Annotated in this window: 22 protein-coding genes; 10 read left to right on the top strand and 12 right to left on the bottom strand. The window is 62.0% G+C overall.

Annotated features, from left to right (window positions below; all coding sequences use genetic code 11):
* Positions 1–145 precede the first annotated feature (145 nt).
* Entirely contained in the window at positions 146–1,054 is a 909-nt protein-coding gene (locus tag DSC91_RS29075) for a GDP-mannose 4,6-dehydratase (protein WP_115782014.1), read from the bottom strand.
* 225 nt (positions 1,055–1,279) lie between these two features.
* Here DSC91_RS29075 and DSC91_RS29070 point away from each other — a divergent pair, with 225 nt between their 5' ends.
* Positions 1,280–2,182, top strand: a complete 903-nt coding sequence (locus DSC91_RS29070) for a symmetrical bis(5'-nucleosyl)-tetraphosphatase (RefSeq protein ID WP_115782013.1) — start codon at positions 1,280–1,282, stop codon at positions 2,180–2,182.
* A 35-nt stretch (positions 2,183–2,217) separates the two neighbouring features.
* On the opposite strand, the gene DSC91_RS29065 is transcribed toward DSC91_RS29070, so the two are convergent.
* The 8 genes from DSC91_RS29065 to DSC91_RS29030 all read right to left on the bottom strand — a co-directional run bounded on the left by DSC91_RS29065 (position 2,218) and on the right by DSC91_RS29030 (position 9,252).
* Complete coding sequence (locus tag DSC91_RS29065; RefSeq protein WP_115782012.1) at positions 2,218–3,099, bottom strand: lysophospholipid acyltransferase family protein; 882 nt, start codon at positions 3,097–3,099, stop codon at positions 2,218–2,220.
* Between the two features lie 34 nt (positions 3,100–3,133).
* The gene (locus tag DSC91_RS29060; RefSeq protein WP_115782011.1) at positions 3,134–4,417 is read right to left on the bottom strand and encodes a dihydroorotase; all 1,284 of its coding nucleotides are present in this window, start codon (positions 4,415–4,417) and stop codon (positions 3,134–3,136) included.
* 15 nt (positions 4,418–4,432) lie between these two features.
* Positions 4,433–5,458, bottom strand: a complete 1,026-nt coding sequence (locus DSC91_RS29055) for an aspartate carbamoyltransferase catalytic subunit (RefSeq protein ID WP_115782010.1) — start codon at positions 5,456–5,458, stop codon at positions 4,433–4,435.
* Between the two features lie 152 nt (positions 5,459–5,610).
* Positions 5,611–6,153 carry a bifunctional pyr operon transcriptional regulator/uracil phosphoribosyltransferase PyrR gene (gene pyrR, locus DSC91_RS29050; protein ID WP_115782009.1) on the bottom strand — a complete coding sequence of 181 codons (543 nt, stop codon included), beginning with the start codon at positions 6,151–6,153 and terminating at the stop codon, positions 5,611–5,613.
* Positions 6,140–6,580: a Holliday junction resolvase RuvX gene (ruvX, locus tag DSC91_RS29045; RefSeq protein ID WP_115782008.1), complete on the bottom strand. Its 441-nt coding sequence runs from the start codon at positions 6,578–6,580 to the stop codon at positions 6,140–6,142. The genes pyrR and ruvX overlap by 14 nt, the downstream gene beginning before the upstream one ends.
* Complete coding sequence (locus DSC91_RS29040) at positions 6,577–7,155, bottom strand: YqgE/AlgH family protein (protein WP_054041678.1); 579 nt, start codon at positions 7,153–7,155, stop codon at positions 6,577–6,579. The genes ruvX and DSC91_RS29040 overlap by 4 nt, the downstream gene beginning before the upstream one ends.
* 260 nt (positions 7,156–7,415) lie before the next feature.
* Positions 7,416–8,825 carry a FimL-related protein gene (locus DSC91_RS29035; protein WP_115782007.1) on the bottom strand — a complete coding sequence of 470 codons (1,410 nt, stop codon included), beginning with the start codon at positions 8,823–8,825 and terminating at the stop codon, positions 7,416–7,418.
* Positions 8,826–9,081: 256 nt separating this feature from the next.
* Positions 9,082–9,252 carry a rubredoxin gene (locus tag DSC91_RS29030; RefSeq protein WP_006047743.1) on the bottom strand — a complete coding sequence of 57 codons (171 nt, stop codon included), beginning with the start codon at positions 9,250–9,252 and terminating at the stop codon, positions 9,082–9,084.
* A 309-nt stretch (positions 9,253–9,561) separates the two neighbouring features.
* Here DSC91_RS29030 and DSC91_RS29025 point away from each other — a divergent pair, with 309 nt between their 5' ends.
* The 3 genes from DSC91_RS29025 (at position 9,562) to cysC (ending at position 12,695) form a co-directional block, all read left to right on the top strand.
* Positions 9,562–10,422, top strand: a complete 861-nt coding sequence (locus DSC91_RS29025) for a hydroxymethylpyrimidine/phosphomethylpyrimidine kinase (RefSeq protein WP_115782006.1) — start codon at positions 9,562–9,564, stop codon at positions 10,420–10,422.
* Positions 10,423–10,835: 413 nt separating this feature from the next.
* Positions 10,836–12,047 (top strand): sulfotransferase family 2 domain-containing protein, encoded by a 1,212-nt coding sequence (locus DSC91_RS29020; RefSeq protein WP_115782005.1) that lies wholly within the window; start codon positions 10,836–10,838, stop codon positions 12,045–12,047.
* Positions 12,048–12,065: 18 nt separating this feature from the next.
* A complete protein-coding gene (gene cysC / locus DSC91_RS29015) occupies positions 12,066–12,695 on the top strand; it encodes an adenylyl-sulfate kinase (RefSeq protein ID WP_115782004.1) in 630 nt (209 codons plus the stop codon).
* Between the two features lie 130 nt (positions 12,696–12,825).
* On the opposite strand, the gene groL is transcribed toward cysC, so the two are convergent.
* Both groL and groES read right to left on the bottom strand, forming a co-directional pair.
* A complete protein-coding gene (groL, locus tag DSC91_RS29010; protein ID WP_115782003.1) occupies positions 12,826–14,466 on the bottom strand; it encodes a chaperonin GroEL in 1,641 nt (546 codons plus the stop codon).
* Positions 14,467–14,519: 53 nt separating this feature from the next.
* Complete coding sequence (groES, locus tag DSC91_RS29005; RefSeq protein WP_008923887.1) at positions 14,520–14,810, bottom strand: co-chaperone GroES; 291 nt, start codon at positions 14,808–14,810, stop codon at positions 14,520–14,522.
* Between the two features lie 678 nt (positions 14,811–15,488).
* Between groES and DSC91_RS28995 the strand changes: the two genes are divergently transcribed.
* Positions 15,489–15,770, top strand: a complete 282-nt coding sequence (locus tag DSC91_RS28995) for a CppA family protein (RefSeq protein WP_115782001.1) — start codon at positions 15,489–15,491, stop codon at positions 15,768–15,770.
* Between the two features lie 38 nt (positions 15,771–15,808).
* Positions 15,809–16,213 (top strand): DUF2471 domain-containing protein, encoded by a 405-nt coding sequence (locus tag DSC91_RS28990; protein ID WP_115782000.1) that lies wholly within the window; start codon positions 15,809–15,811, stop codon positions 16,211–16,213.
* Positions 16,214–16,517: 304 nt separating this feature from the next.
* Here the strand turns inward: DSC91_RS28990 and DSC91_RS28985 are convergent, their stop codons facing one another.
* Positions 16,518–17,648 (bottom strand): porin, encoded by a 1,131-nt coding sequence (locus DSC91_RS28985; RefSeq protein WP_115781999.1) that lies wholly within the window; start codon positions 17,646–17,648, stop codon positions 16,518–16,520.
* Positions 17,649–18,309: 661 nt separating this feature from the next.
* Here DSC91_RS28985 and DSC91_RS28980 point away from each other — a divergent pair.
* The 4 genes from DSC91_RS28980 (at position 18,310) to DSC91_RS28965 (ending at position 23,200) form a co-directional block, all read left to right on the top strand.
* The gene (locus DSC91_RS28980; protein ID WP_115781998.1) at positions 18,310–19,890 is read left to right on the top strand and encodes a methyl-accepting chemotaxis protein; all 1,581 of its coding nucleotides are present in this window, start codon (positions 18,310–18,312) and stop codon (positions 19,888–19,890) included.
* Between the two features lie 476 nt (positions 19,891–20,366).
* Positions 20,367–21,218, top strand: coding sequence for a hypothetical protein (locus DSC91_RS28975; protein WP_115781997.1), 852 nt, complete (start codon positions 20,367–20,369; stop codon positions 21,216–21,218).
* A gap of 267 nt (positions 21,219–21,485) precedes the next feature.
* The gene (locus DSC91_RS38350) at positions 21,486–22,115 is read left to right on the top strand and encodes a hypothetical protein (RefSeq protein ID WP_115783548.1); all 630 of its coding nucleotides are present in this window, start codon (positions 21,486–21,488) and stop codon (positions 22,113–22,115) included.
* Positions 22,116–22,195: 80 nt separating this feature from the next.
* Positions 22,196–23,200 carry a hypothetical protein gene (locus DSC91_RS28965; protein WP_115781996.1) on the top strand — a complete coding sequence of 335 codons (1,005 nt, stop codon included), beginning with the start codon at positions 22,196–22,198 and terminating at the stop codon, positions 23,198–23,200.

The following is a 23,200-nucleotide window of genomic DNA, read 5'->3' as shown; positions in this document are numbered from 1 at the left end:
AGCAAAAACTAGAACCCTAACAACTTGAAACAGCTTGACAAGTTTCCTTTCTCTTGCCTACAAAGGGAACGGTTTGGCGCGGCGCGGCAGGGAAAGATGGCGGCAGATGGCGGAAAATTCGAGCAGATACCGGCAGTTTCCGCCGTTAAGCCGCCAACATCCAGCGCAGCGTATCCATGAACGGAATCGCCTCGACCTTCGGCACCAGCGAGCGCAGCTTGGCCGGCGACCCGGCCAGCATCTTCACGTCGGTTTGGCGCACGAAGGCCGGATTGATCTGGACCTCGAGCTCGTGCCCGGTCAGATCGCTCGCCGCCGAGAGAATGTCCCGCAGCGTATAAGGCGTGCCGGTACAGACATTGACCGTTTCAGAAGCGGCCTCGGAGTCGAGCAGCGCCTCATAGGCGCTCGCCACGTAGCGCACGTCCGAGAAATCGCGCGCCACGTCGATATTGCCGAGCTCGATCGCCGGCTCGCGCCGCGCGAAATGCTCGACGATCTTCGGTACGAGGAAATTCGATGCCTGGCCGCGGCCCGTGTAGTTGAACGGCCGCACGATCAGGATGGGCAGCCGGTCGAACCAGGTGCGCACCATCGTTTCCATGGCCGCCTTGCTGGCCGCGTAGTGGTTCACCGGCGTGACGGGGAAGGTTTCGTCGATGGCGTCGCTGGTGACATTGCCGTATACATTCGCGCTGCTCGCGATCAACAGCTTGCGGGGCGTATGGCCGACGGCCGCGCAGGCCTCCAGCAGATTCAGCGTGCCGATCACGTTGACGCGGTAAAAGTCGAGCGGATCGTTATGGCCCACGAAGCTGATCGCCGCCAGATGCACGATGTAGTCGGGCCGCGAGGTTTCGATCACGCGCCGGCAGGCGTCGGGCGACGTAATATCGAGCCTCACGCGGGTCGGCGTTTCAGGCTCGTTGCGCCCCACTGTTTCGATCACGGTATGGCCCCGGCCGACCAGATTGTCGACCAGATAGCGGCCCGTGAAGCCACTCGCCCCGGTGACGAGCGTGCGGATAGGTTGATTCGCATGAAAAGACGACATGCTTTCTCCGTTCACGAGGGTCATCCTGTTGTAGTGCAATATCGCACGCGGTCCTGGCGGAGCGCCTGACAATGCCCCGGGAATGCCGGTTGCTGGCGATTACCGACCGTTTACGCCGCGATATCCGTGCTCCAATCGGGCTATTATGTCACGCTAACTTGCTGCACCGCCCAACGCGGCACGCCTTGTTCGTAACCGCGTGTATCGAACTGCACCGACTTCCTGATGACATTCTCCACCGCTTCTGCCGTCGCTTCCCCCGCCGCGTTCGCTGGCATGCCTCAGCCGCACCCGCTGCCGCTCGCTTTCGGCGACCTGCAAGGCTGTCGCACGCCGTTCCAGCAACTGCTGGCCAAAGCCGCGCCGCCCGAAGGCACACCGCTGTGGTTCGCCGGCGACCTGATCAATCGCGGGTCCGAGTCGCTCGCCACGCTGCGCGACATCATCGCGCTGGGTGACCGTGCGGTGCCGGTGCTCGGCAACCACGATCTGCATCTGCTGTCGGTGTCGGCGGGCATCCGCAAATCGAAGAAAGGCGACACGATCGACGACATTCTCGCCGCGCCGGATGCCGCCGATCTGCTCGACTGGGTCCGCCACCGCCCGATCGCGCATTTCGACAACGGCATGCTGATGGTGCATGCGGGCGTGTTGCCGCAATGGGATGCCGCCCTGACGATGGAACTCGCCGACGAATTGCAGCGGGCGCTGCGTGCGCCGAACTGGAAGGAAACGCTCGCGGGACTCTACGGCAACGAGCCGAATCGCTGGACGCCCGGCATCAAGGGGATCGAGCGGCTGCGTCTGACGTGCAGCGCGTTGACGCGCCTGCGCTTCTGCAATGCCGAAGGCGTGATGGATTTCAGCAGCAGCGGCGGCCTGAATTCGGCGCCGCCGGGCAGCATGCCGTGGTTCGACGTGCCGTCGCGCAAGACCGCGGACATCACCGTGGTGTTCGGCCATTGGGCCGCGCTCGGGCTGACCTTGCGCGACAACCTGATCGGACTGGATTCCGGCTGTGTCTGGGGAGAGAAACTCTCGGCCGTGCGCCTTGCGCAGAATCCCGCGCAGCGCACGCTGACGCAGGTCGACTGCGAGGCGTGCCGCACGCCGGGCGGCGGCAACTAAACCAACTCGCTAAGCCAACTCGCCAAGCCGATCCGCTAAGCCGACCGGCTGGGTTGATCGACGGGTTCGATCAGCGCCGGCGAAGCGTTGGCGGCGTCAGAGGCGCTGTGTGCGTTGTGCGAGTTGTTGTACGCGCCGGCCGATGAAATCGACGCCGCGATCGCCGCACCGGACCTCGTCATACCGCTCTGCATCTCCCGCAACGCCGCTGCAATCACCCCTTCCGCCTCCGCCGCCAGCGTGCGCCGATCCGCACCCGGCGCGAGCGGCGCGCCGACATACACGTGCGCGGTCAACGGCCCGCCGCGCAGCAGCATATTCAGCGAATCGGCCAGCGTCAGATCGTCGATATAGGCAGGCGCGGTGGATTGCCGGCCCTGCGCATCTTCGTACATGATGCACAGCGGTTGCACCGGCGCCGAGGCCGACACGGCGGCCTGGAACATATTCGCGTGAAACGGCAGCAGCGCCAGACCGTTCGTCGTCGTCCCCTCAGGAAACACGCACATCAGTTCACCCGCGCTCAGGCGGTCGGACAGTTCGTGCATGATCCGCTTCGCGTCGCTGCGCTTCTCGCGCTGGATGAACACCGTATCCAGCTGTTGCGCCAGCCAGCCGACCACCGGCCACTGCCGGATCTCGGCCTTCGAGACGAACGGCGTGGGCCGCCACGCATTGATCACGTAGATGTCGATCCACGAGATGTGATTGGCGACCACCAGCGCGCCGCGGTCGAGCCGCGCGCTGTCGTTGTGCACGACAAGCCGCATGCCGCATAGACGCAGCATCTTCAGCGACCATTCGCGGTTGAGCGTGTGGCGGCCGTCGGCGTCGGTTTTGGGAAAGCGCGTCGCGACGATCCACATGCCGTGCAGCAGATGCGCGATGAGACGGGCCTTGCGTAACGCGAGCTTCATTGTCGGGGCTTTCCGTAACTGGGCAATGCCGCGGTTATTGGCGCTGTTCGAACGCCACGTGACCGGCCACGATGGTGGCCCGCACGCGCGCCGGCAGTTCATAGCCGAGGAACGGCGTGTTGTGCCCCTGGCTCTTCAATGCACGCGGCTCGACGCGCCAATACGCGTGGCGGTCGAACACGCAGAGATCGGCGACGGCGCCCACAGCGATGCGACCGGCCGCCTCCAGCTTCAGTACGTCGGCCGGCGCCGTGGTGATGCGGTTCAGCGCCTTGGCCAACGGCACGCCCGCTTCGTCGGCCCATTTGACCGTCAGCGAGAGGAACAGCTCGAGGCCCGTTGCACCCGGCGTGGCTTCGGCGAACGGCAGCAGCTTTTCGTCGTCGTCGACCGGCGTGTGGTCGGAGCAGATCGCGTCGATCGTGCCGTCGACGAGACCCGCGCGTATCGCTTCGCGATCGCGCTGCTGGCGCAACGGCGGATCGAGCCGGAATTGCGCGTCGAAGTAGCCGATATCCAGGTCGATCAGATGCACGTGGTTCACGGTGACGTCGCACGACACCGGCAAGCCCTCGGCCTTGGCCGCGCGCATCAACTCGATGCCCGCCGCCGACGACACGTGCGACAGATGCACCCGCGCCCCCGTCACGCGGACCAGTTCGAAGATCGTATGCAGCGCGATCGTCTCGGCCGACACCGGCACGCCCGACAGCCCGAGCCGCGACGCCAGCGCGCCGCTCGCGGCGACGCCGCCACGGCCGAGATAGGCATCGACCGGGCGCAGCCACACGGTGTAGCCGTATGTCTTCGCGTACTGCAGCGCGCGCATCAATACCTGCGTGTCGACCACCGGCACGTCGGCTTGCGAAAAGCCGATACAGCCCGCCTCGGTCAGCTCGACCATCTCGGTGATGACCTGGCCTTTCAGGCCGACGGTCAACGCGCCGAGCGGATACACATGCGCCTGGTCCAGATTGCGCGCGCGGAACTTGAGCATCTCCACGAGGCCCGGTTCATCGAGCGTCGGATCGGTATCCGGCGGACACACGAGACTCGTCACACCGCCTGCGAGCGCCGCGGCCATTTCGGATTCGAGCGTCGCCTTGTGTTCGTAGCCCGGCTCGCGCAAGCGCGCGGACAGGTCGACGAGGCCCGGCGCGATGTGCAGGCCCTTCGCGTCGATCGTCTTCGCCGCTTCGAAATCAGCAGGCGCGTTGCCGATAGCGACGATCTTGCCCGCTGCGATAAAAATGTCCTGCTGCTGTTCGGTGCCCGCCGCCGGATCGATCAGCGTGCCGCCTTGAATATGAATCTTCATGCGCTGCCTTAATGTTTAGCCGTTATTGCCCGCGACGATGCCCATCACCGCCATGCGCACCGCGATGCCGAACGTGACCTGGTTCAGAATCACCGATTGCGGACCGTCGGCCACCTGCGAATCGATTTCGACGCCGCGATTCATCGGACCCGGATGCATCACGATCGCATCGGGTTTGGCTAGCGCGAGGCGCTCCGGCGTCAAACCCCAGCTCTTGAAGTACTCCTGCGCCGACGGCAGCAGCGCGCCGCTCATCCGCTCGTTTTGCAGACGCAGCATGATGATCACGTCGACGTCTTTCAGGCCTTCGTCGAGGTTGTGGAATACGCGCACGCCCATTTGCTCGAGGCCGCCCGGCAGCAGCGTGCGCGGACCGATCGCGCGCACTTCCGGCACGCCGAGCGTGGTCAGCGCATGAATGTCCGAGCGCGCGACCCGCGAATGCAGAATGTCGCCGACGATCGCCACACGCAGATTCGTGAAATCCTTCTTGTAGTGGCGGATCGTGTACATGTCGAGCAGACCCTGGGTGGGGTGTGCATGACGGCCGTCGCCGGCATTGATCACGTGCACGTGCGGCGCGCAATGCTGGGCGATCAGGTACGGCGCGCCGCTCGATGCATGACGCACGACGAACATATCGGCATGCATCGCCGAGAGGTTGTTGATCGTGTCGAGCAGCGACTCACCCTTGCTCGTCGACGAAGCATTGATGTTCAGATTCAGCACGTCGGCCGACAAGCGCGTCGCGGCGATTTCGAAGGTCGTGCGGGTGCGCGTCGAGTTCTCGAAGAACAGGTTGAACACCGACTTGCCGCGCAACAACGGCACCTTCTTCACTTCGCGATCGGTCACGCTGACGAACTGGTCGGCGGTATCGAGAATGTGATTGACGATCGCCTTCGGCAAGCCTTCGATCGACAACAGATGTTTGAGCTCGCCGTTTTTCGTGAGCTGCGGATTGCCCTTCAGGAAGCCATAACGGAAGCGCTCGGTGGCGCTGTCGGCTGAATCCTGGGAGGCCGGGGTGGCGGTGTTCATGGGGTACCTGCTTCAAATACGGGCTTCAACGTGTACGGTGTCGATGCTGACTGCGTATGACGGTTCGATCGGTTCAATCGGTTCAACCAGTTCAATCGGCGCGTTCAGCGCCACAGCGCACGAACCGCTTTGCTGGATAGGTGGAGTCGCGTTCAATCAACGCGTGCTTCAGTATGAAATGTGAAAAGCGTGCTGCCGTCAGCCCCGCCTTGTTCGCGGGCAAGAACGAGCGTCGCATCGGCCGGCACATCCACCACGCCGCCGACGAAGCGCGCCGCCACCGGCAATTCGCGTCCACCGCGATCGGCCAGCACCGCCAGATCAACCGATGCCGGACGGCCATAGTCGTACAGCTCGTTCAACGCCGCGCGAATCGTGCGGCCGGTGTACAGCACGTCGTCCACCAGCACGATGCGGCGCTTGTCCACGGAAAACGGCAGCGAGGTTGGACTTGCCTGCGAGTGCAGGCCTTTTTTCGCGTAGTCGTCGCGATGCAACGCGACATTCACCACGCCAAAGCTCGGCACCTGCAGGTCGTGCGCGAGGCGCTCGGCAAGCCACGCGCCGCCGCTGTAGATGCCGGCCAGCACGGCGCCTTGCGCATCGTCTTGCCCGGCGCAAAGCTTGTCGCCATAAGCGGCACGAATCTGTTCGAGCAATACGCTGTAGAGCGCTTCGGCGTCAATGGAACTCATGATCGTCGGAAAGTCCGTCTAGATATTGCTGGAGGATGATGCTGGCGGCTTCGGCGTCGAGCATGTCGGCGCGGCCGTTGCCGGCACGGATTTCCGCCTTCGCCTCGACCGACGAATAGCGCTCGTCGATCCATGTCACCGGCAGATTGAAGCGGCCGTTCAGCTGATTGCCGAAGCGCTTCGCAAGTTGGGTCATTTCGTGCGGCGTGCCGTCGGGGTGCATGGGCAAGCCCACCACCAGCGCGTCCGGCTTCCACTCGGCGATCAGCTTGCCGATCGCCTCGAAACGGTATTCGCGGCTGCGGTTCTGCACGATCACGAGCGCGCGTGCGCTGCGGGTGAGCGAATTGCCCACCGCCACGCCGATCCGCTTTTCACCATAGTCGAACGCAAGCAGCGTCGCCTCACGTCCGGCTGCCAGGCTCATGCGTGACCTGCTTCGCCCGACAGCATCGACAGTGAAATGCCGAGCAGCGCGAGCGCGGCCTCCAGACGCTCTTCGGCGGGCACGTCGAAAACGATTTTCGGATCGGCCTCGACCGTGAGCCAGCCGTTCTTCGAAATCTCTTCCTCGAGCTGACCCGCGCCCCAGCCGGCATGGCCGAGCGTGAGCAGGAAGCGCTCCGGACCCGTGCCGCTCGCGACGGCCTCGAGCACGTCTTTCGAGGTGGTCATCTCGAGCCCGCCCGGCACCGACATCGACGACGTATAGGCATTGCCGTCTTTCGGATCGTGCAGCACGAAGCCGCGCTCGGTTTGCACCGGGCCGCCGAAATACACGGGCACATGGAGAAGGGGTTCGATCTCGAGCTTGAGGTCGATGCGACTGAAGAGCGCTTCCAGGTCGATATCGGTCGGCCGGTTGATCACGAGACCGAGCGCGCCGCGCTCACTGTGATCGCAAAGGTAGACCACCGTTCCTGAAAACGTGGGATCCGCCATGCTCGGCATGGCGATCAGGAACTGGTTGGTCAGATTGATGCGATCGGTACTCTTGGACATAGTTCGGATTTTAGCAAAGACGGTGCGGGATGGCGGGCTTTGAGCGCGGGACCGCGATGTGCGCGATGAGGTGCGCCGCGAGCCATCGACGGCGAATCAAGTTGCACTCTATCACGCACGCAGGCCTTGTCCATGGCGCGGTTAGCGGTGTTTTGCGACACGCATATCGCGTGCCTCCGGGTGCGGGCCTTGCGCCTCGCTGTTGGCAGATGAGGAGGCGTCCCGGCGCGTGGGACAGGCGGCCCATACCGCGGCAGCGTTCAGGCGCCGCCCTGCTCGATCGAACGCGTCAAGGCGGCCAGCGCAGCGGTGCTGCCTGTCGGTGCGACGCCCGCCGCGACTTTGTGCAGCATCGCGCGCAACGCTTCGGCAGCCTGCTCGAGCGTGCTCGCCGCCGGCGCGCCGACAATGACGTGAGAGCGCACCGCCGGCGTCGATACGCCGGCGTGCGCGCGGCGCCGCCACGCGAGCCCGAGCGCATCGGCAACCAGCGCCACGTGGCCGAGACCCAGTGCGCACGCGGCGGCGCCGAGCCGGTAGGCGGCGTCGCCCGCCTGCAACGCTTCGCTCGGATCGGCTTTCTCCGGCTGATCGGCCGCGCGGGCGTGCTCGGCCAACGCCGAAATCGACGCGTCCGCGGTTTGCAGGAAATCTTCATACGCATGCGCATTGACGCTCAGCACGCCCAGTTCGCGCGTCAGCGCGCTGCGGGTCGCACTGACCGCCTGCGCCTGCACGGCGCCGGCTTCCCACAGCATCTCGGATGCCTGCGTGCCCGCGACATGCCAATCGACCGTCAAGCCGTAGTCGTGCAGCACTTCGACCTGATCGGCGTCTTCCGCCGCAGCGCCGAATAGCGCGTAATCGCGCCACAGCAGCGCCAGCGTCGCGCGCACCAGCGAACGCGGCGCGCGCTCGATGCCGTGCGCGTGATCGGCCAGGGTGAGGTTGCAACGCGCATAGAAACGCCGCGCGTCGGCTTCTCCGGTAGCACGGCCGCTGACGCGCAGCGCCTTGGCGCAGGCTTTGGCGAGGCGCCAGAAATCGTAGGGGTCCGGACCGGCGAGTTCGGTAAAGACGGCGTCCAGCTCGTCGAGCGCCGCGTTCGTGAACGCCAGCGCGGCGCCACTGCTATCGGGCTGCGAACGCAGCACCGGCAGCAGCGCGCGCTCGTAGCTCGCCCGCAAATGGGCCAGTTGATCCGCGGACCTGGCGTGCAGCGACACGGGCGGCACCGGGCGGCCGCTCAGCGCGAGATCTTCGAAAGCGACGGTCGAGCCGGGCGTGTGCTCCGACAGATGGGCACAGAGCGCGTGATAGTGATTGAACAGCATGGGCGAGCAGGACAGCTCGCGCAGATTGTGGCGCTCGAGCGCCGCGCGAAAATCGCGCAGCGCGGCGCCGAATACGAGCCGCGCGCTGTCCGCCTCGGCGGGTTCGCCCTCGGCCAAAGGCGAGAGCCGCACCAGCGCGTCCGCGAAGCGCTGCGCGCTCAGCCAGCCGGCCTCGCGCAACGCGTGCGACGCGCGCAGCAGCGCCGAAGTGCTCTCGCTGCGCCGCTCGAACGCCAGCAGCGCCTCGGCCAGCGCCAGCTCCGCGGGACGGACAGCGCCGCCGCGCGGATTGGGCAATGCATCGAAGGAATCGGGTGCAGCGGATCGAAGAGTCATGGGCAGGCGACAGGAAGCTGACGGGCCGCCGCTCAGCGCCGCACGAGATTGATCGGCTAACGTGCGAACTGGCGACAGGACAATGACAGATTACCGCTGCGACACGGTGCAACCAGGGATGTTCCGCGCCGCCGCGTCGGGGTTGCGCTCCGAGCGCGTGAACCGCGTTCGCTCCAGCCGGCGCCGCCCGCACAACGCCGCGCCGCGCTCACGCGGCATGGCGCTCAGCCGGACACCGCCGTTTGCCCCTCGCACCTCAGATCTGGACCATCTCGAAGTCTTCTTTGCGCGCGCCGCATTCCGGGCAGGTCCAGTTAATTGGAACGTCCTCCCAGCGGGTGCCCGGCGCAATGCCTTCGTCCGGCAAACCGGCTTCTTCGTCGTAAATCCAGCCGCAAATCAGGCACATCCAGCTTTGATATTCCATTCTTGTGTCGCGTCGTAGAGTCCGTGGAAACGGGAGCCATGATGGTACCGTGTTGCCGCCCCAATGCCTAGCAATCAGAAACGCGCAAACTTAGCGTGCGACGGCCTTTGGCTAGAGGGTTGCGTCGGTTTGGCTGGTGCTTGCGCGCAAGGTCGCGCCTGGTCGCCGGTTACGTACGGCTTACGTGCCGCTGGCTTGCCGCAACGCGCCGAAGAATGCGAAAAAACGCCTTGCCAGTGGTTTAGGCCGCATAATTGAGTCGATTGCGCACCGTCTGCGCCTAAATACAGCCCCTCTTTGTAAATCTTCATGCCCAGCGATACGCCTCCGATCGTCCTCACCTTCGGCCTTTCCGATCCCACCGGCGGCTCCGGCCTGCAAGCCGACCTGATGACCCTTGCCAGCATGGGCTGCCATGGCGTCTCCGTGCTCACGGGCTATACCGTGCGCGATTCGGCAAGCTGCGACGAAGTCACCGGGCTCGATCCTGAAGTGGTTGCGACCCAGGCCCGGATGCTGCTCGAAGACATGCCGATCGCCGCATTCAAGGTCGGTGCGTGCACGCGCGCGGAAGTGGTGAGCGCGATTGCCGAGGTGGTCGCCGATTACGACGACATCCCGCTGATCCTCGCCCCCGACTTCACGCTCGACGACGAACACGTGCTCGCCGCCGACGAACTGCGCGAGGCGATCGCCGACCTGCTGGCGCCGCAAACCACCCTGCTGGTCGCCGATTCGGCCACGCTGCTCGCCCTCGCCCAACCGGACGGCGACGCCGAAGCGCCGAGCCTCGATGCGGCGATTTCACATCTGCTCTCGCAAGGCTGCGAGTACATTCTGTCGACGGAAACCGGCACGCACCGCCTCGTCAATACGCTGTTCAGCGAAGACGGCCAACTGCGCCAGGATATGTGGGACCGCGGCAGCCATCGGGTCATGGGCATCACTGATACGCTCGGTTCCGCGATTGCCGCGTTGCTGGCCAACGGCCAGGAGCCGGCGGAAGCCGTGCGCGAGGGGCAGGAGTATCTGTATCAGGCAATGCGCAACGCGTTCCGACCAGGGATGGGTGCTTATTTGCCGGACCGCTTCTTCTGGGCCCGCAGCAGCGACGACGACACGCCACCCGCTACCGGCAAGGACGCCACACCGGGCGAAGCACGGCACTGACTGACGACTCGAAGCGCCTGCCGCGCAAGCCGCAGGCGCCCGGCGAGCTTGTCCAGATCAGCCGCAACCAAACGGTCCCAGTGAAAACCCGCGTCTCTGCGGGTTTTTTGTTTTGGGAAGCGCGCCTCCCGGCTTCCCGGCCGTTTGCCGCCCACCCGCTCTTCTCCGTCTGCCGACGCATCGACGTGGAAAGCTCTGCGCCGGCAGACCTGCCTTGTCTATGGATATCTCCCTCCGCCCTCGTCTCAGCATCTGGCAGAACACGACATCCTTGCGAAATCGAAAGTAAACGCCTCGCCTTTCATGACGCCAACACGCGTTTGAACTTGTAATTAAACGTTACAGCGCCAAACTCATCCCGGCCTTATCGTCAGGTTAGACTTTACATTTCGTAAATCTGTCATTTAGCGCCCATGGCCTCACCGATTTTTTTCATCCATCCGCCGAAGAGCGGGGGCTCCACCGTCATCTCATTTTTTGATCTGAACAAAGGTAAAGATCAGTTCGTCAATTTCGAGTGGGATCGGCAGGGCTGGGAAAGCAGTCACGCCAGGTTGATGGCGACAAGAATTGGCGGAGGCCATCAACCCTATGGCATGCACAGGAACCTGAAGACCCCGCTAACGTATTGCACGATTCTGCGCGATCCGCTTGCACGGCAGATATCGCACTACTGGTACGCGTCCAACGGCAAGAATGGGGACGTTGTGCGAGGGGCCAGCGTGTCGGCAACCGAGGCCCTGGTTCGGCGCGGCACCCTCTCGCTAGACGAATGGGTCAGCGAATCACTCGCTGGCAAAAACCTGTTTACCCAGATGTTGAGCGGCCATTCCGTGGTCGACGAAAGCAGCCTCGAAGTCGCGCGAGCCCATGTTCGCCGGCATATCGCCGCCACCGGCGTCTGCGAAGACATGAGCGAATTTTTACTTCGGCTCTGCGGAAAGACTGGACTCGAACTGCCCTTTTTTTTCGAAACCAACAAAACAAGCGGCGCACCCAGAAACAGAACTGAATTGAGCGAAACGGCGAGGCAAACGTTTGCCGAAGAGAATCGCTTCGATTACGCGCTCTTTCGCGACGTCAACCAGGCGATCGCGCAACACGCCATGGAGGCAGGCGACGTTTTTTCCAAGGCCCTGGCGTTGGTGCGCACCATCCAGGAGGCGATCAATCAGCTGGAAAATCCGTACGCGCACAGTTCGATCGTTTTCGGTTTTGACGAAGCATTCCTCTCGAACGTGGTGCGCGTCATCAACCGGTTCGACCTCACCCCTATCAGGGAATACATAGCGTTCGCGCAGAGCCAGCCCCACATTACCGCCGACATGTACGACGGTTTTGTCGACAACATCCACGACGGTATAATTTCGGGCTGGGCTGTCAATCTCAGCCGGCCGGAAGAAAGAGTTCCACTCGAAGTCTGCATTGGTACGGACGTCGTCGCGAGAGGTTGGAGTGGCGAGTATCGACCCGACGTTGCGAGTGCCGGATACCCGAGCGCCCACGCTGGATTTTCAATTCCGCTACCTACGGCCGCGTCAGACGGTTTTCACGTCACGATCGCAAATTCGCCAGAGCGCCTGCACAACGCAGGAATCTGGCGGCAAGGTTGGCACTGCGCCTGACGGCCGGGGAAACACACAATGGGACACTCTCACGCCTTCCTGAAACGTTTCCAGGGCTCCGTTACCGCCCGCGACAGGATGCAGATTCTCCGCCAGAAACCCATCACCATCTGGCTGACCGGATTGTCCGGGGCGGGCAAGTCGACCATTGCTTTCGAACTGGAACGGCAACTCGTTTCACTAGGGCGCGCATGCTATGTACTCGATGGCGACAATATTCGCCACGGCCTGGCGTGCGACCTCAGCTTCGACAGGAAAGATCGACGCGAAAATATTCGCCGGGTGGCACACGTCGCCCAATTGATGAACGATGCCGGCCTCATCGTCATCACGGCGCTCATCTCGCCCATGCGTGAAGACAGAGCGATGGCGCGCGATATTATCGGCGCCGGCCAGTTCATCGAGACTTACCTCTCCGCCTCTGTCGACACCTGCGCCGACCGTGATCCGAAAGGTCTCTATGCCAAGGCCAGGGCCGGAGAAATCGCTTCATTCACCGGCGTATCGGCAGCCTATGAGGCCCCGTCCGATCCTGAGCTGAGAATAGACACCGCAACGCAAACGCCGGCCGAAAGCGTGGCGCATATATTCGCCTACTTGCGCGACAACTGTCTGGCGAATCCCGCTTGCGTGGAAGCTTCGTCATAGCGAACCGCCTGAGCGCCGGCCGCAAAACAAAAAACCCGCATTTCTGCGGGTTTTTCGTTTCGAGAAGCACGCCTCGCGACGCACTTCCCCATGTGTTTCCAACTGGGCCTCAGCCGAGGCCCAATCGAAATTACATGTCCATGCCCATGCCGCCCATGCCGCCGGGCATACCGCCAGCCATGGGCGCATCTTCCTTCGGCAGTTCGCAAACAGCTGCGTCGGTGGTCAACAGCAGGCCTGCGACCGAAGCTGCGTTTTGCAGCGCCGTGCGCGTCACCTTCGTCGGATCCACGACACCTGCGTCAACCAGGTCGACGTACTCGCCGGTTGCAGCGTTGTAGCCGTAGTTGCCCGTGCCAGCTGCAACAGCTGCCACCACGACGCTGGCTTCTTCGCCACCGTTCGTGACGATCTGACGCAGCGGCTCTTCCATTGCGCGCAGAACGATCTTGATACCTGCGTCCTGATCGGCGTTAGCGCCCTTCAGGCCGGCGATCGCCGTGCGTGCACGGATCAGAGCGACGCCGCCGCCAGCAACGATGCCTTCTTCCACAGCTGCGCGCGTTGCGTGCAGTGCGTCTTCGACACGTGCCTTCTTTTCCTTCATTTCGACTTCGGTCGCAGCGCCGACCTTGATCACTGCAACACCGCCAGCCAGCTTGGCGACGCGTTCTTGCAGCTTTTCACGGTCGTAGTCCGACGTTGCTTCTTCGATTTGCGTGCGCACTTGCTTCACACGTGCTTCGATGGTTGCAGCTTCGCCAGCGCCGTCGATGATCGTCGTGTTTTCCTTGCCCACTTCGATACGCTTCGCCTGACCCAGTTCAGCCAGCGTTGCCTTTTCGAGCGTCAGGCCGGTTTCTTCAGCGATGACTTGACCGCCGGTCAGGATCGCGATGTCTTCCAGCATGGCCTTACGACGATCGCCGAAGCCCGGAGCCTTGACAGCCACCGTCTTCAGGATGCCGCGGATGTTGTTCACAACCAGCGTTGCCAGTGCTTCACCTTCGACGTCTTCTGCGATGATCAGCAGCGGACGGCCAGCCTTCGCGACTTGTTCCAGGACCGGGAGGAGGTCACGAATGTTCGAGACCTTCTTGTCGTGCAGCAGCACGAACGGGTTGTCCAGAACAGCAACTTGCTTGTCCGGGTTGTTGATGAAGTACGGCGACAGGTAGCCGCGGTCGAATTGCATACCTTCGACAACGTCCAGCTCGTCTTGCAGCGACTTGCCGTCTTCAACGGTGATGACGCCTTCCTTGCCGACCTTGTCCATTGCTTCAGCGATACGGTCGCCGATCGACGAGTCGCTGTTTGCCGAAATCGCGCCAACCTGAGCGATTTCCTTGTTGGTCGTGCACGGCTTGCTGATCTTGCGCAGTTCTTCGATCGCGGCTGCAACAGCCTTGTCGATACCGCGCTTCAGGTCCATCGGGTTCATGCCCGATGCAACGTACTTCATGCCTTCGCGGACGATCGACTGAGCCAGAACCGTTGCGGTCGTGGTGCCGTCACCTGCGTTGTCGCTGGTCTTGGAAGCCACTTCCTTGACCATTTGTGCGCCCATGTTCTGGAGCTTGTCTTTCAGTTCGATCTCTTTTGCGACCGACACACCGTCCTTGGTGACCGTCGGGCCGCCGAAGCTGCGTTCCAGGACAACATTGCGGCCCTTCGGACCCAGCGTGACCTTCACAGCGTTCGCGAGAATGTTCACGCCTTCGACCATCTTGGCACGGGCGGAATCACCGAATACGACGTCTTTAGCTGCCATCTTCTAACTCCTTGAATTCTTTGGATATGACCGGGAAAGTAGCGGCTTTGCGCTTACTTCTGCACCACGGCCATGATGTCTTCTTCGCGCATCACGAGCAGTTCGTTGCCATCGACCTTGACGGTCTGGCCTGCGTACTTGCCGAACAGGACGCGGTCGCCAACCTTCACGTCGAGCGCGATTGCTGCGCCCTTGTCGTCACGCTTGCCCGGGCCGACTGCGAGGATTTCGCCTTGATCCGGCTTTTCCGCTGCGGCTTCGGGGATCACGATGCCCGACGCAGTCTTGGTTTCTTGATCCAGACGTTTGACGATCACGCGATCATGCAAAGGACGAAGGTTCATACATACTCCTCTCTTGATTGAGACTGAAGAACGCTGAGAAAACCCGGCTGGCTGAGCCAGCCGGCGATGTTGTTAGCACTCTCGTGCAGCGAGTGCTAATTATATGGACGGGTGGTGACAAATTCAAGAAGGGATCTTGCTCGGGCGTTGTCGGGATTTACTTACCGTTGAACTTCGTTCACTTGAGCCTGAACCTCGCACTGCAGCAAAATCCTGACGGGCTCGAATAATTCCCTTTCAAAACAGGGTTCTACCCGCATGGTCTTGCCACCGTCAAACTGGACATCGATCACTCGCGAACGGGCCGATCGACGACCGGATCGCTCGCATTTTCCCGGCGACCGTTCGCCTGGGGAAATCCCTTAACCCACTGGCAGCCAGGAATGCTTCGTCCAACCTGGACACGATGGCCGTAGGGTTGAGAGAAGAGACAGAAGCGCTGTCACCATGCTGGCAAAGCCAACGAGGACAACAACAGAACCTTGAGGGCCGTCCTCACTACGGCCTCGATAGATGGTGATCGAGGCGTTCGATCGGGGTTAATCGAGCGCCGACGATTCATCATACTATCCGACCCGAGCGCGTCTTCCCGCCAAATCCGGCGTCCTGCGAATTGACTTGCATCCCGATCAAATACTGTATAAATTTACAGTACTGTTTTTATATACAGGATCGGTCATGAACCAGCTCATCCGCATCTTGAACGACGGTGATCGCGAAACGCTTGCGTGGTTGCGCAAGCATGTCGGAGACGTGCGCGTGGCGGCTGCTGCGCGACATCTGGGAGGCAACGGCAAACCCTACCTGTCAGCGGTGTGCCGCTATCTCGGCGTACGTCCGCCAACGCCTCGTCAACCTATCCGGCCTGTTGAAGATTGCACGGTCGGCGATAACTATCTTGCCCAGATCCGCCAGTTGTTGGCACAGCGAAACCAGGCAGCGTTGAAGCATCAACTCTGATGCTACGAGTTGCCGTGAGTCCTCAGGAAGATAACAGCATGATTAACGACTCTGCTCTTGATAGGGATGTCCACGACATCGATCCTGTCGCCCTCGAACGCGCACTCCGCAGCGCGTCGCTCGACCTCCAGCAGACCATTGCCACGGTCGCAGGTCGTTACCTCGACAATGGCCGTCGCCGTTACTCAAGCGGCGCGCAATTGCCGACCTGGCGCACGCTGCTGACAATCGACGAACAGGTCTTCGAGAATCGGGGCTTCCGGGCAAGGCACGACGAGACCGTACGCTCAACGTTTGTCCGGTTCGAGGACAGTCGTTTGTCCGGGATGGATCTCGACGAACCCGTCGACTGGCGACGTGACGACGACAATCTGCCAGCCGTGTACCTGCTCGTGCGCGCGCTGGTACAGGCCGACGCCACCAATGCATCCACTCAGGACTAGTGCGCCGATTCAACGCTGAACGCCCGATCTGTGCCCGGTCGTCATCGAAACAATAACGCTTCAGGATCGCCAATCGAGAGTTCGGTCGAGTAATGAAATGTGTGGGAAATGCGTGACCGTTCTGGAGACGGTGGATGATAGAGCCCTTCGCAAGGCAAGCTGCGATTTGGGCATATTTTCCCCAAACGCTCCCGAGCACTTCCCTGTACTTCATGGAGAGGTTGCACTAGCAAGAGCGTGACAACGGGGTGATAACAGCAAAAAAGCCCGCATCAATGCGGGCTTTCCTTAGGGCATCTACCAATTAGAACTTATGGCGGATACCGACGGTTACAGTAGCCTGCTTGCTGGAGCCCGAATCGCCTGTTGCCGAGCCGATGACAGCGACTGCGGCCGTGCCCGACGAGTCTTGCGTGCCTGATGCAGTCGTGTACGCTGCCCATGCGTAGAAGTCCGTACGCTTGCTGATCGAGTAGTCCGCCGCGACCGCGAACTGGTTGTACTTTGCCGACGAGTTGCCGCTCGACTTCAGGTACACGTAGCCGATCTCGGTCTGCAGCGGTGCCGAGACCTGCCAGACGGCGTACACCGAACCCGTGTTGTACTTTTCAGCCTGCTTGAATGTCGAACTACCGTCCACAGTGTATTCGGCGTGGCTGAGGTAGCCACCCAGGGTCACCGTGCCGAATACGTAGTTGCCGCCGATACGTGCATTGTTGATCGACGCCGCAGTGGAATACGCCGCGTTGACCGCCGTGTTGAACAGCGAGTCCCACGTCGTCGTACCGCGGTTCGTGCCGCTGCCGTTGCTCAGGTGGTAGTAGCCCGCTGCCAGGTTAACCGGACCGTTGCTGTATGCAGCTGCGGCAGCGTAGCTCTGACCCGAGCCCATCGCGCCAGCCACTCCGCCCAGCGAGTACATGGTTTCGAACTGGAGGCCGGACCAGGACGGCGAGGTGTACTTGATCGAGTTATTCACGCGCGCGCTGTTGTCGGCGTTGTCGATGTCGCCCGGCGAGATGAACACGCCACCGAGGAAGCCATCGCCCTGCACCGGCTGAACCAGGTCAACCAGCGGATCGTATTGACGACCGGCCGTGAGCGTACCCCACTTGTCACTGCTCAGGCCAACGAACGCCTGGCGGCCGAACATGCGGCTACCCTGGCCGAGTTTGCCGTTGGTCGAATTAAAACCGTTCTCCACCTGGAAGATTGTCTTCAGGCCACCACCCAGGTCTTCTGAGCCTTTCAGGCCCCAGCGACTACCGGACTCGTTGCCCGACGACATGCTGATGGACTTGCTGCCGCCGTCGTTTGAAACGTAAGTCAGGCCCGTATCGACGATCCCGTACAGCGTGACGCTGTTTTGTGCGTGAGCTACGCCGGTTGCGCCGAGCATGGCCAGCGAAAGCGTTGCCAGTGTGGTCTTCTTCATCTGCGTCCTTAAGTTTGAGTTGTTGAACCCGCGGAGCGCAGAATAACTGCCGGTGAAATGCGATTCAAAAAAGTGTTGGGTAAACACGACCAAAAATTAGGAATGGAAACTTTCTGTATCTTTCTCGCAGAGAGCAAAAAAAGCTATGCGACATCGCATAGCCAAGGTCTGGACTGCGTGGATTGCAACAGATGAAAAGATATCCAGACGGCCGCCAATCTAATGGCCGAATTGCGGAAAGTAAATAGCCGAGATGGGGCATTCCATTTCCGAAACTTCCCGTCCTTCTTCACCCCGTGCATCCCCGCTCCGCAGATGCCGCCTTGACGGTGTGTCCCGTCACCCGTTGCCCATTGCCGACTGCTAGCGTGGGCCAGACTGTTGCTGCATCAGGAGTCACGCGTACTGGCGACCGCCCGTACCGAGGAAAAGTATTCATTGATCACCGCGGAGATGCTCAAACGACCGTCGATGGATCCATTACGACGATGGGCTCCGCTCAAGCTGACTTTCTTATAAGGACATCCTTACTCCGATTTAAGGAATGCCTCGTCAAATAATGCCTTCAGTCTTCAGCGCTTGCTGCCGTATACCTGTAGTGAGCGATCTCTGATAGTCCGTATTGTCAGCGGGTATTTCCCTCTTATTGAAGCAACTGACTATGCCAACGTTTATTTCCAACCTGCCCATCGCCAAGCGACTGGCGGCGGGCTTCGTTCTGGTATTGATCATGTCGATGATCAGCATCGTCATAGGGCTTGCGCGCCTGTCCTCTGTGGCGAAGGCGACCCGCGATCTGGTTGCCAATCCAATCCAGACCGAGCGGCTTGTCAGCGACTGGTCGCGCAATATCAATACCGCAGTCACCCGCACGACCGCGATTGCCAAGAGCGCTGACCCTGGCCTTGCCAGTTACTTCGTGGAAGAAGCAATGGCTTCGTCCAAGGTGTCGGGAGCCTTGCAAAAGTCGATAGAAGCGTTGATGAGCTCGGACGAGGAAAAGTCGCTGTTTGCCGCAATTGGTGAACAGCGCAAAATTTTTATCTCTACCCGCGACCAGATCTATGCATTGAAAAAGTCGGGCAAAGCCGAGGAGGCGAACCAGTTGCTGGAGCAACAGTTCATCCCTGCTTCCAGGCTCTTCGTAGCGAAGGTCGACGCGTTAGTGAAGCAGCAGCGCGAGGAAATTGACAAGGTGGCCACGCAGATCGAGGCCAACTACGAATTCAGCCGCCTGCTGATGATCGCCCTTGGCGTGGTCAGCTTGCTGCTGAGCGTGGTGTGTGCGTGGCTGATCTCGGGCAGCATCACCAGACCGCTGGTAAAAGCCACTGCGGTAGCCCGCCAGGTCGCCGAAGGCGATTTGACCGCCCGTATCGACAACCACCGCACCGACGAAGTCGGCCAGTTGCTCAACAGCCTGAGAGACATGCAAAACAGTCTCGTGCGCGTTGTCTCCAACGTACGTTCCGGCTCGGAAAACGTGGCCACCGCCAGTGCCGAAATCGCCCAGGGCAACGACGACCTCAGCGCCCGCACTGAAAGCCAGGCCAGCGCCCTGGAAGAAACCGCCGCCTCCATGGAACAGCTCAGTTCCACCGTGCGCCAGAACGCCGACAATGCCCGTCAGGCGAACCAGTTGGCCATGAACACATCTGACGTCGCCATCCAGTGTGGCGAAGTCGTCAATCAGGTCGTGGAAACCATGAAAGGTATCAACGACAGCTCCAGGAAAATCGCCGACATCATCGGCGTCATCGACGGCATCGCCTTCCAGACCAACATCCTCGCCTTGAACGCCGCGGTGGAATCAGCCCGTGCCGGTGAGCAGGGCCGCGGCTTCGCGGTAGTGGCCAATGAAGTGCGCAGTCTGGCCGCACGTTCCGCCGACGCGGCCAAGGAAATCAAAAAGCTCATCGGCGCCAGCGTGGAACGCGTCGCTCAAGGTTCGGCCCAGGTAGAACAGGCCGGCCTCACCATGACCGAAGTCGTGCGCTCCATCCGCCGCGTTACCGACACCATGGGTGAGATCAGTGCCGCCAGCAACGAACAATCCCTGGGCGTGGCCCAGGTGGGCGAGGCGGTCACCCAGATGGACGAGGCCACCCAGCAAAACGCCGCGCTGGTGGAAGAAATGACCGCCGCGGCCAACAGCCTGCGCAACCAGTCCCATGAACTGGTGCAAGTCGTCTCGATCTTCAAGCTCGACCGCGGCGCAGGCCTTGTCACGTCGCTGGGCTAAGAGAGATGCGACGACAGTCTCCGGCGTGACACGAACAACTTTCCTGCGACGCGCGCCGGTGATCGATACACACAATGCGACGGGGTGGCCGTCTCTGATGACATCCGTTCGCAAGCCTTGGTGACTTACGTCAAATCCAGGGGAAAACCCCGCCGCGATCGCAATCCGGTGCATCGGCGTGTAGGTGAATCGCAGGAAATACCCGATGCATGTCTCAGTCGGTGCTCTTCGTGGACGCCCGGTGCAGGAACCGGGCGCCTATGTGCAGCGCTCGCGCGGCACCCCGAAAGAAATTGCTATTTCTATGTGCTCTTCCTAATATCACCCAAACGTTCGGATGGGTAGAATCCCTCCCGTCAGCGTATTGCGTTGCAATGCGCAACCGTCGGCGCCTTGACCACGCGCTCAGGCGGACAACACCCACGCCCTTGTCGTTTACGCCCAGGGGCTCTATGCACTCACGAGTGGGGCGCACCATGGTGTTTTTCGAAAAAAACCTCGCGACGGAATTGATCGAGCGAACGGATCGCGCCCTCGAACATGTTGGGGTCGATGGCGAGAAGCGAACGTATCTCCCGGCCAAGTCGATGTGGTTGCGGCTCGAGCAGCTTCATGTGGCGCAAGAGCTCGCAGAGCCTGTGGACGCAGACAAACAGCCCACGCTTTCCACCTCGCTGCACGGCGTGGCACATCTCGATGGCCAGGAGCTGTCGATCATTGGCGATGCTGAACACGCAATGCGCACCGTCGAGGTGTCCTTCAAGGCACGCGACGTCAGCAAGGCTGACCGCTTAGGTCTGCGCGAGTTGGAGGACGAACTCGGTATTTCGTTTTCCGATGTGCCGCTCGGCACTGCTCGTCTCGGCGTCAATCGGGCCGACGCGGAGACCGAAGAACCCGATCAGTGGTGGCTCGCCTGCCACATTCCCGAAGCCTGCATACAGGCGCTTTCGAAGGCGATGTCCGATAGCCAGTTGGGCTCGGTCGAATTGGGGCTGGCGTTGCGGCATCTCTACACGGCCGAAAGTGCCATGGCCGACGCTCAACGCGGGCCGAAGCTTTTTCTCAGGCCCAACAAAAGCGACGGCACGATCGAATGGCCGGAAATCGCAATGGGCTATGTCACCCACCTTCGTATCGACCTCGCCACGACTCAATTGCGTGCCGCCGCGGCAAACAGCGGCCGCAATGACGAATTACTGACGAACCCTGTTGCGGATGCCGTGAATTCGCTAGCTGTTCGGCTTTCCAACCTTATGACCACCGTCAGATGGATCGGCTTTTTCATCGGCATATTGCTGTTCCTCGAGGTTCTCGAGAGGCTCTGACGCGCGGCGTCCAGGGAATCCCCCAGGTTTTCGTCCTGCTTCCCGCGCTTTTCCGCCTTTTCACGCCGAGGTGTCTTGATTCGACTGCAGGATGGCGTTTTCGCGCGCTATACAGCGCCTTGCGTCGACAAGGCCCGGTGTTACGCTGAAGAAAGCAGCCTTCGCGGCAATGCGCCGCCGTTCAGCGGCACAATCAGCAGCCACGAGAACATACCGCGAAGCGCGATTGCCGGCGAACGGCGAAACATCGCTGCGGGAGCGACTGCGATGGGAATCAGAATATATGCGGCATTGACGCTATGGGTCTTTAGCAGTGCTGCCTTCGCATGGCAGCCGCTCATCTATCCAATCCGCAGTCAAGGCGCGTATCAGCGCAGCATCGACGCGGCGATGTGCTACGCCACGGCCAACAAGCAGACCAAGATCAACATCGCGCACGAATCGCAGATTCCGCCGCGCAAACCTGCGCCGGCCAAAACGTCGTCGACGGGAGCGCCGTCACGGCCACCGTTGCCTCCCAGCAGCTTTTCCGCGACCCCGCCGGGTGTAAGCATGCCCGCAGCCGCGACCGCACCTGCAGCAAGCGGAGCCGGTGCGAGCACGGCGACGAGCGCTGCGGCGACAAAGCCGGCAAGTTCGACTACGGCATCCGCGACTACCGCAACTACCGCAACTACCGCGACTACCGCGACTAACGCAGCCACCGCGCCGGCGCCGGCGTCGGCAACCCGCGCGGATAACGGCGCCTCGGAGACGGCAACAGCCGGCGCGGCACAGACGGCCGCGGCATCCGGCGTGAAGCTGCCGCCGCTGCCTGCACCAGAACCGCCAATGACACAGTATTGGGCCGCGTATGGCGCGTGCATGCAAGCAAGGGGTTACGTCGTCGTGCAGTAATCCCGCTTGCAAGCCTCGCCGCCGTGCCCGGTTCTTTTCGATTGTGGCGCCGGCATTCGGCGCCCGTTTGCGAAACGGCAATGCTTAGCGACGTTACTTCCGATCCGCATGATTACCCCCAATGCGAGCACTGCGGTGCGTCGCTGGCCGGTCGCTTTACGCCGTGCCCCGAGTGCAACGCGCGTCCGGTGGATTTGCTCGGCGCACGCCGCCCGCCACCGCCCCCTTTGAGCGTGCCGCTGGGCGACACCCAGCCGATGCTGGCAACGCGGCTAACAACGCCGCGAATCTGGCGCCCGACCTCGCGAGCGCTAACCGATCCCTATTCCACTATTCACGAGTCGTCGGTCGCCGCCCCAGTCCTGCAGAGACGGCGCCAGCCGGTCGTGCTCGCCGTATCGATGCTGGTTGTGGCATCCGCCGTGTACCTGGGTTTCATCCACAGCAACGACTCGAACGACGGCACCCCTATCGCGGTATCCGGCAAAGTGAAGACTCAGAACGTCAGGCCGCCGGTTGCCGCCGCTCAACGGTCCGCACCGGTCTACGTCGCTCAACGGCCCGTGAAGCCCGCGCCCGTCCGATCTCCCCCTGTCCCGCCACCGGCTGCTGCGCCGCCGGCTCCGCGGCGCGTGGTGAGCGCATCGGCCGAGGCAAAACACAACCCGAGCGATCAGAGCAACAACCCACCCGCCAAATCGCCCGTGGAGGCCTCGAAGCAGATCCGGTCCGCTCGCGCCAATCTGCAGCAGAACAATCTGTCGGCAACGAAAGCGCGCCTGGCGGCCGCCATCGCGGCCCAGCCGGACAACCCCGACGCGCTGCGCATGCGCGAAACCGTCGCCGCGCGTGAACGGCAACGGGATGCGCTCCTGAGCGTGGCGCGAGGTTGCGCCTATGTCGCACGATGGACGTGCGCCTGGCACAAAGCCGGCGATGCCCTGCAGGTCGACTCGAGCAGCAAGGAAGCCCGGCGCCTGCTGACCCTCGCGATGCGCGAGTCCGAACTGGCAAGCGCGTGGCCGTCGACGCCCGCGGCCGAGACGAGACCCGACGAGCGCAGCCCCGCCATCAGCCATCACTGA

The sequence above is a fragment of the Paraburkholderia caffeinilytica genome (genome assembly GCF_003368325.1).
Lineage (GTDB): Bacteria > Pseudomonadota > Gammaproteobacteria > Burkholderiales > Burkholderiaceae > Paraburkholderia > Paraburkholderia caffeinilytica.
Note: the sequence above shows the minus strand (reverse complement) of the source record. Positions and strands in the feature narration are given on the sequence as shown.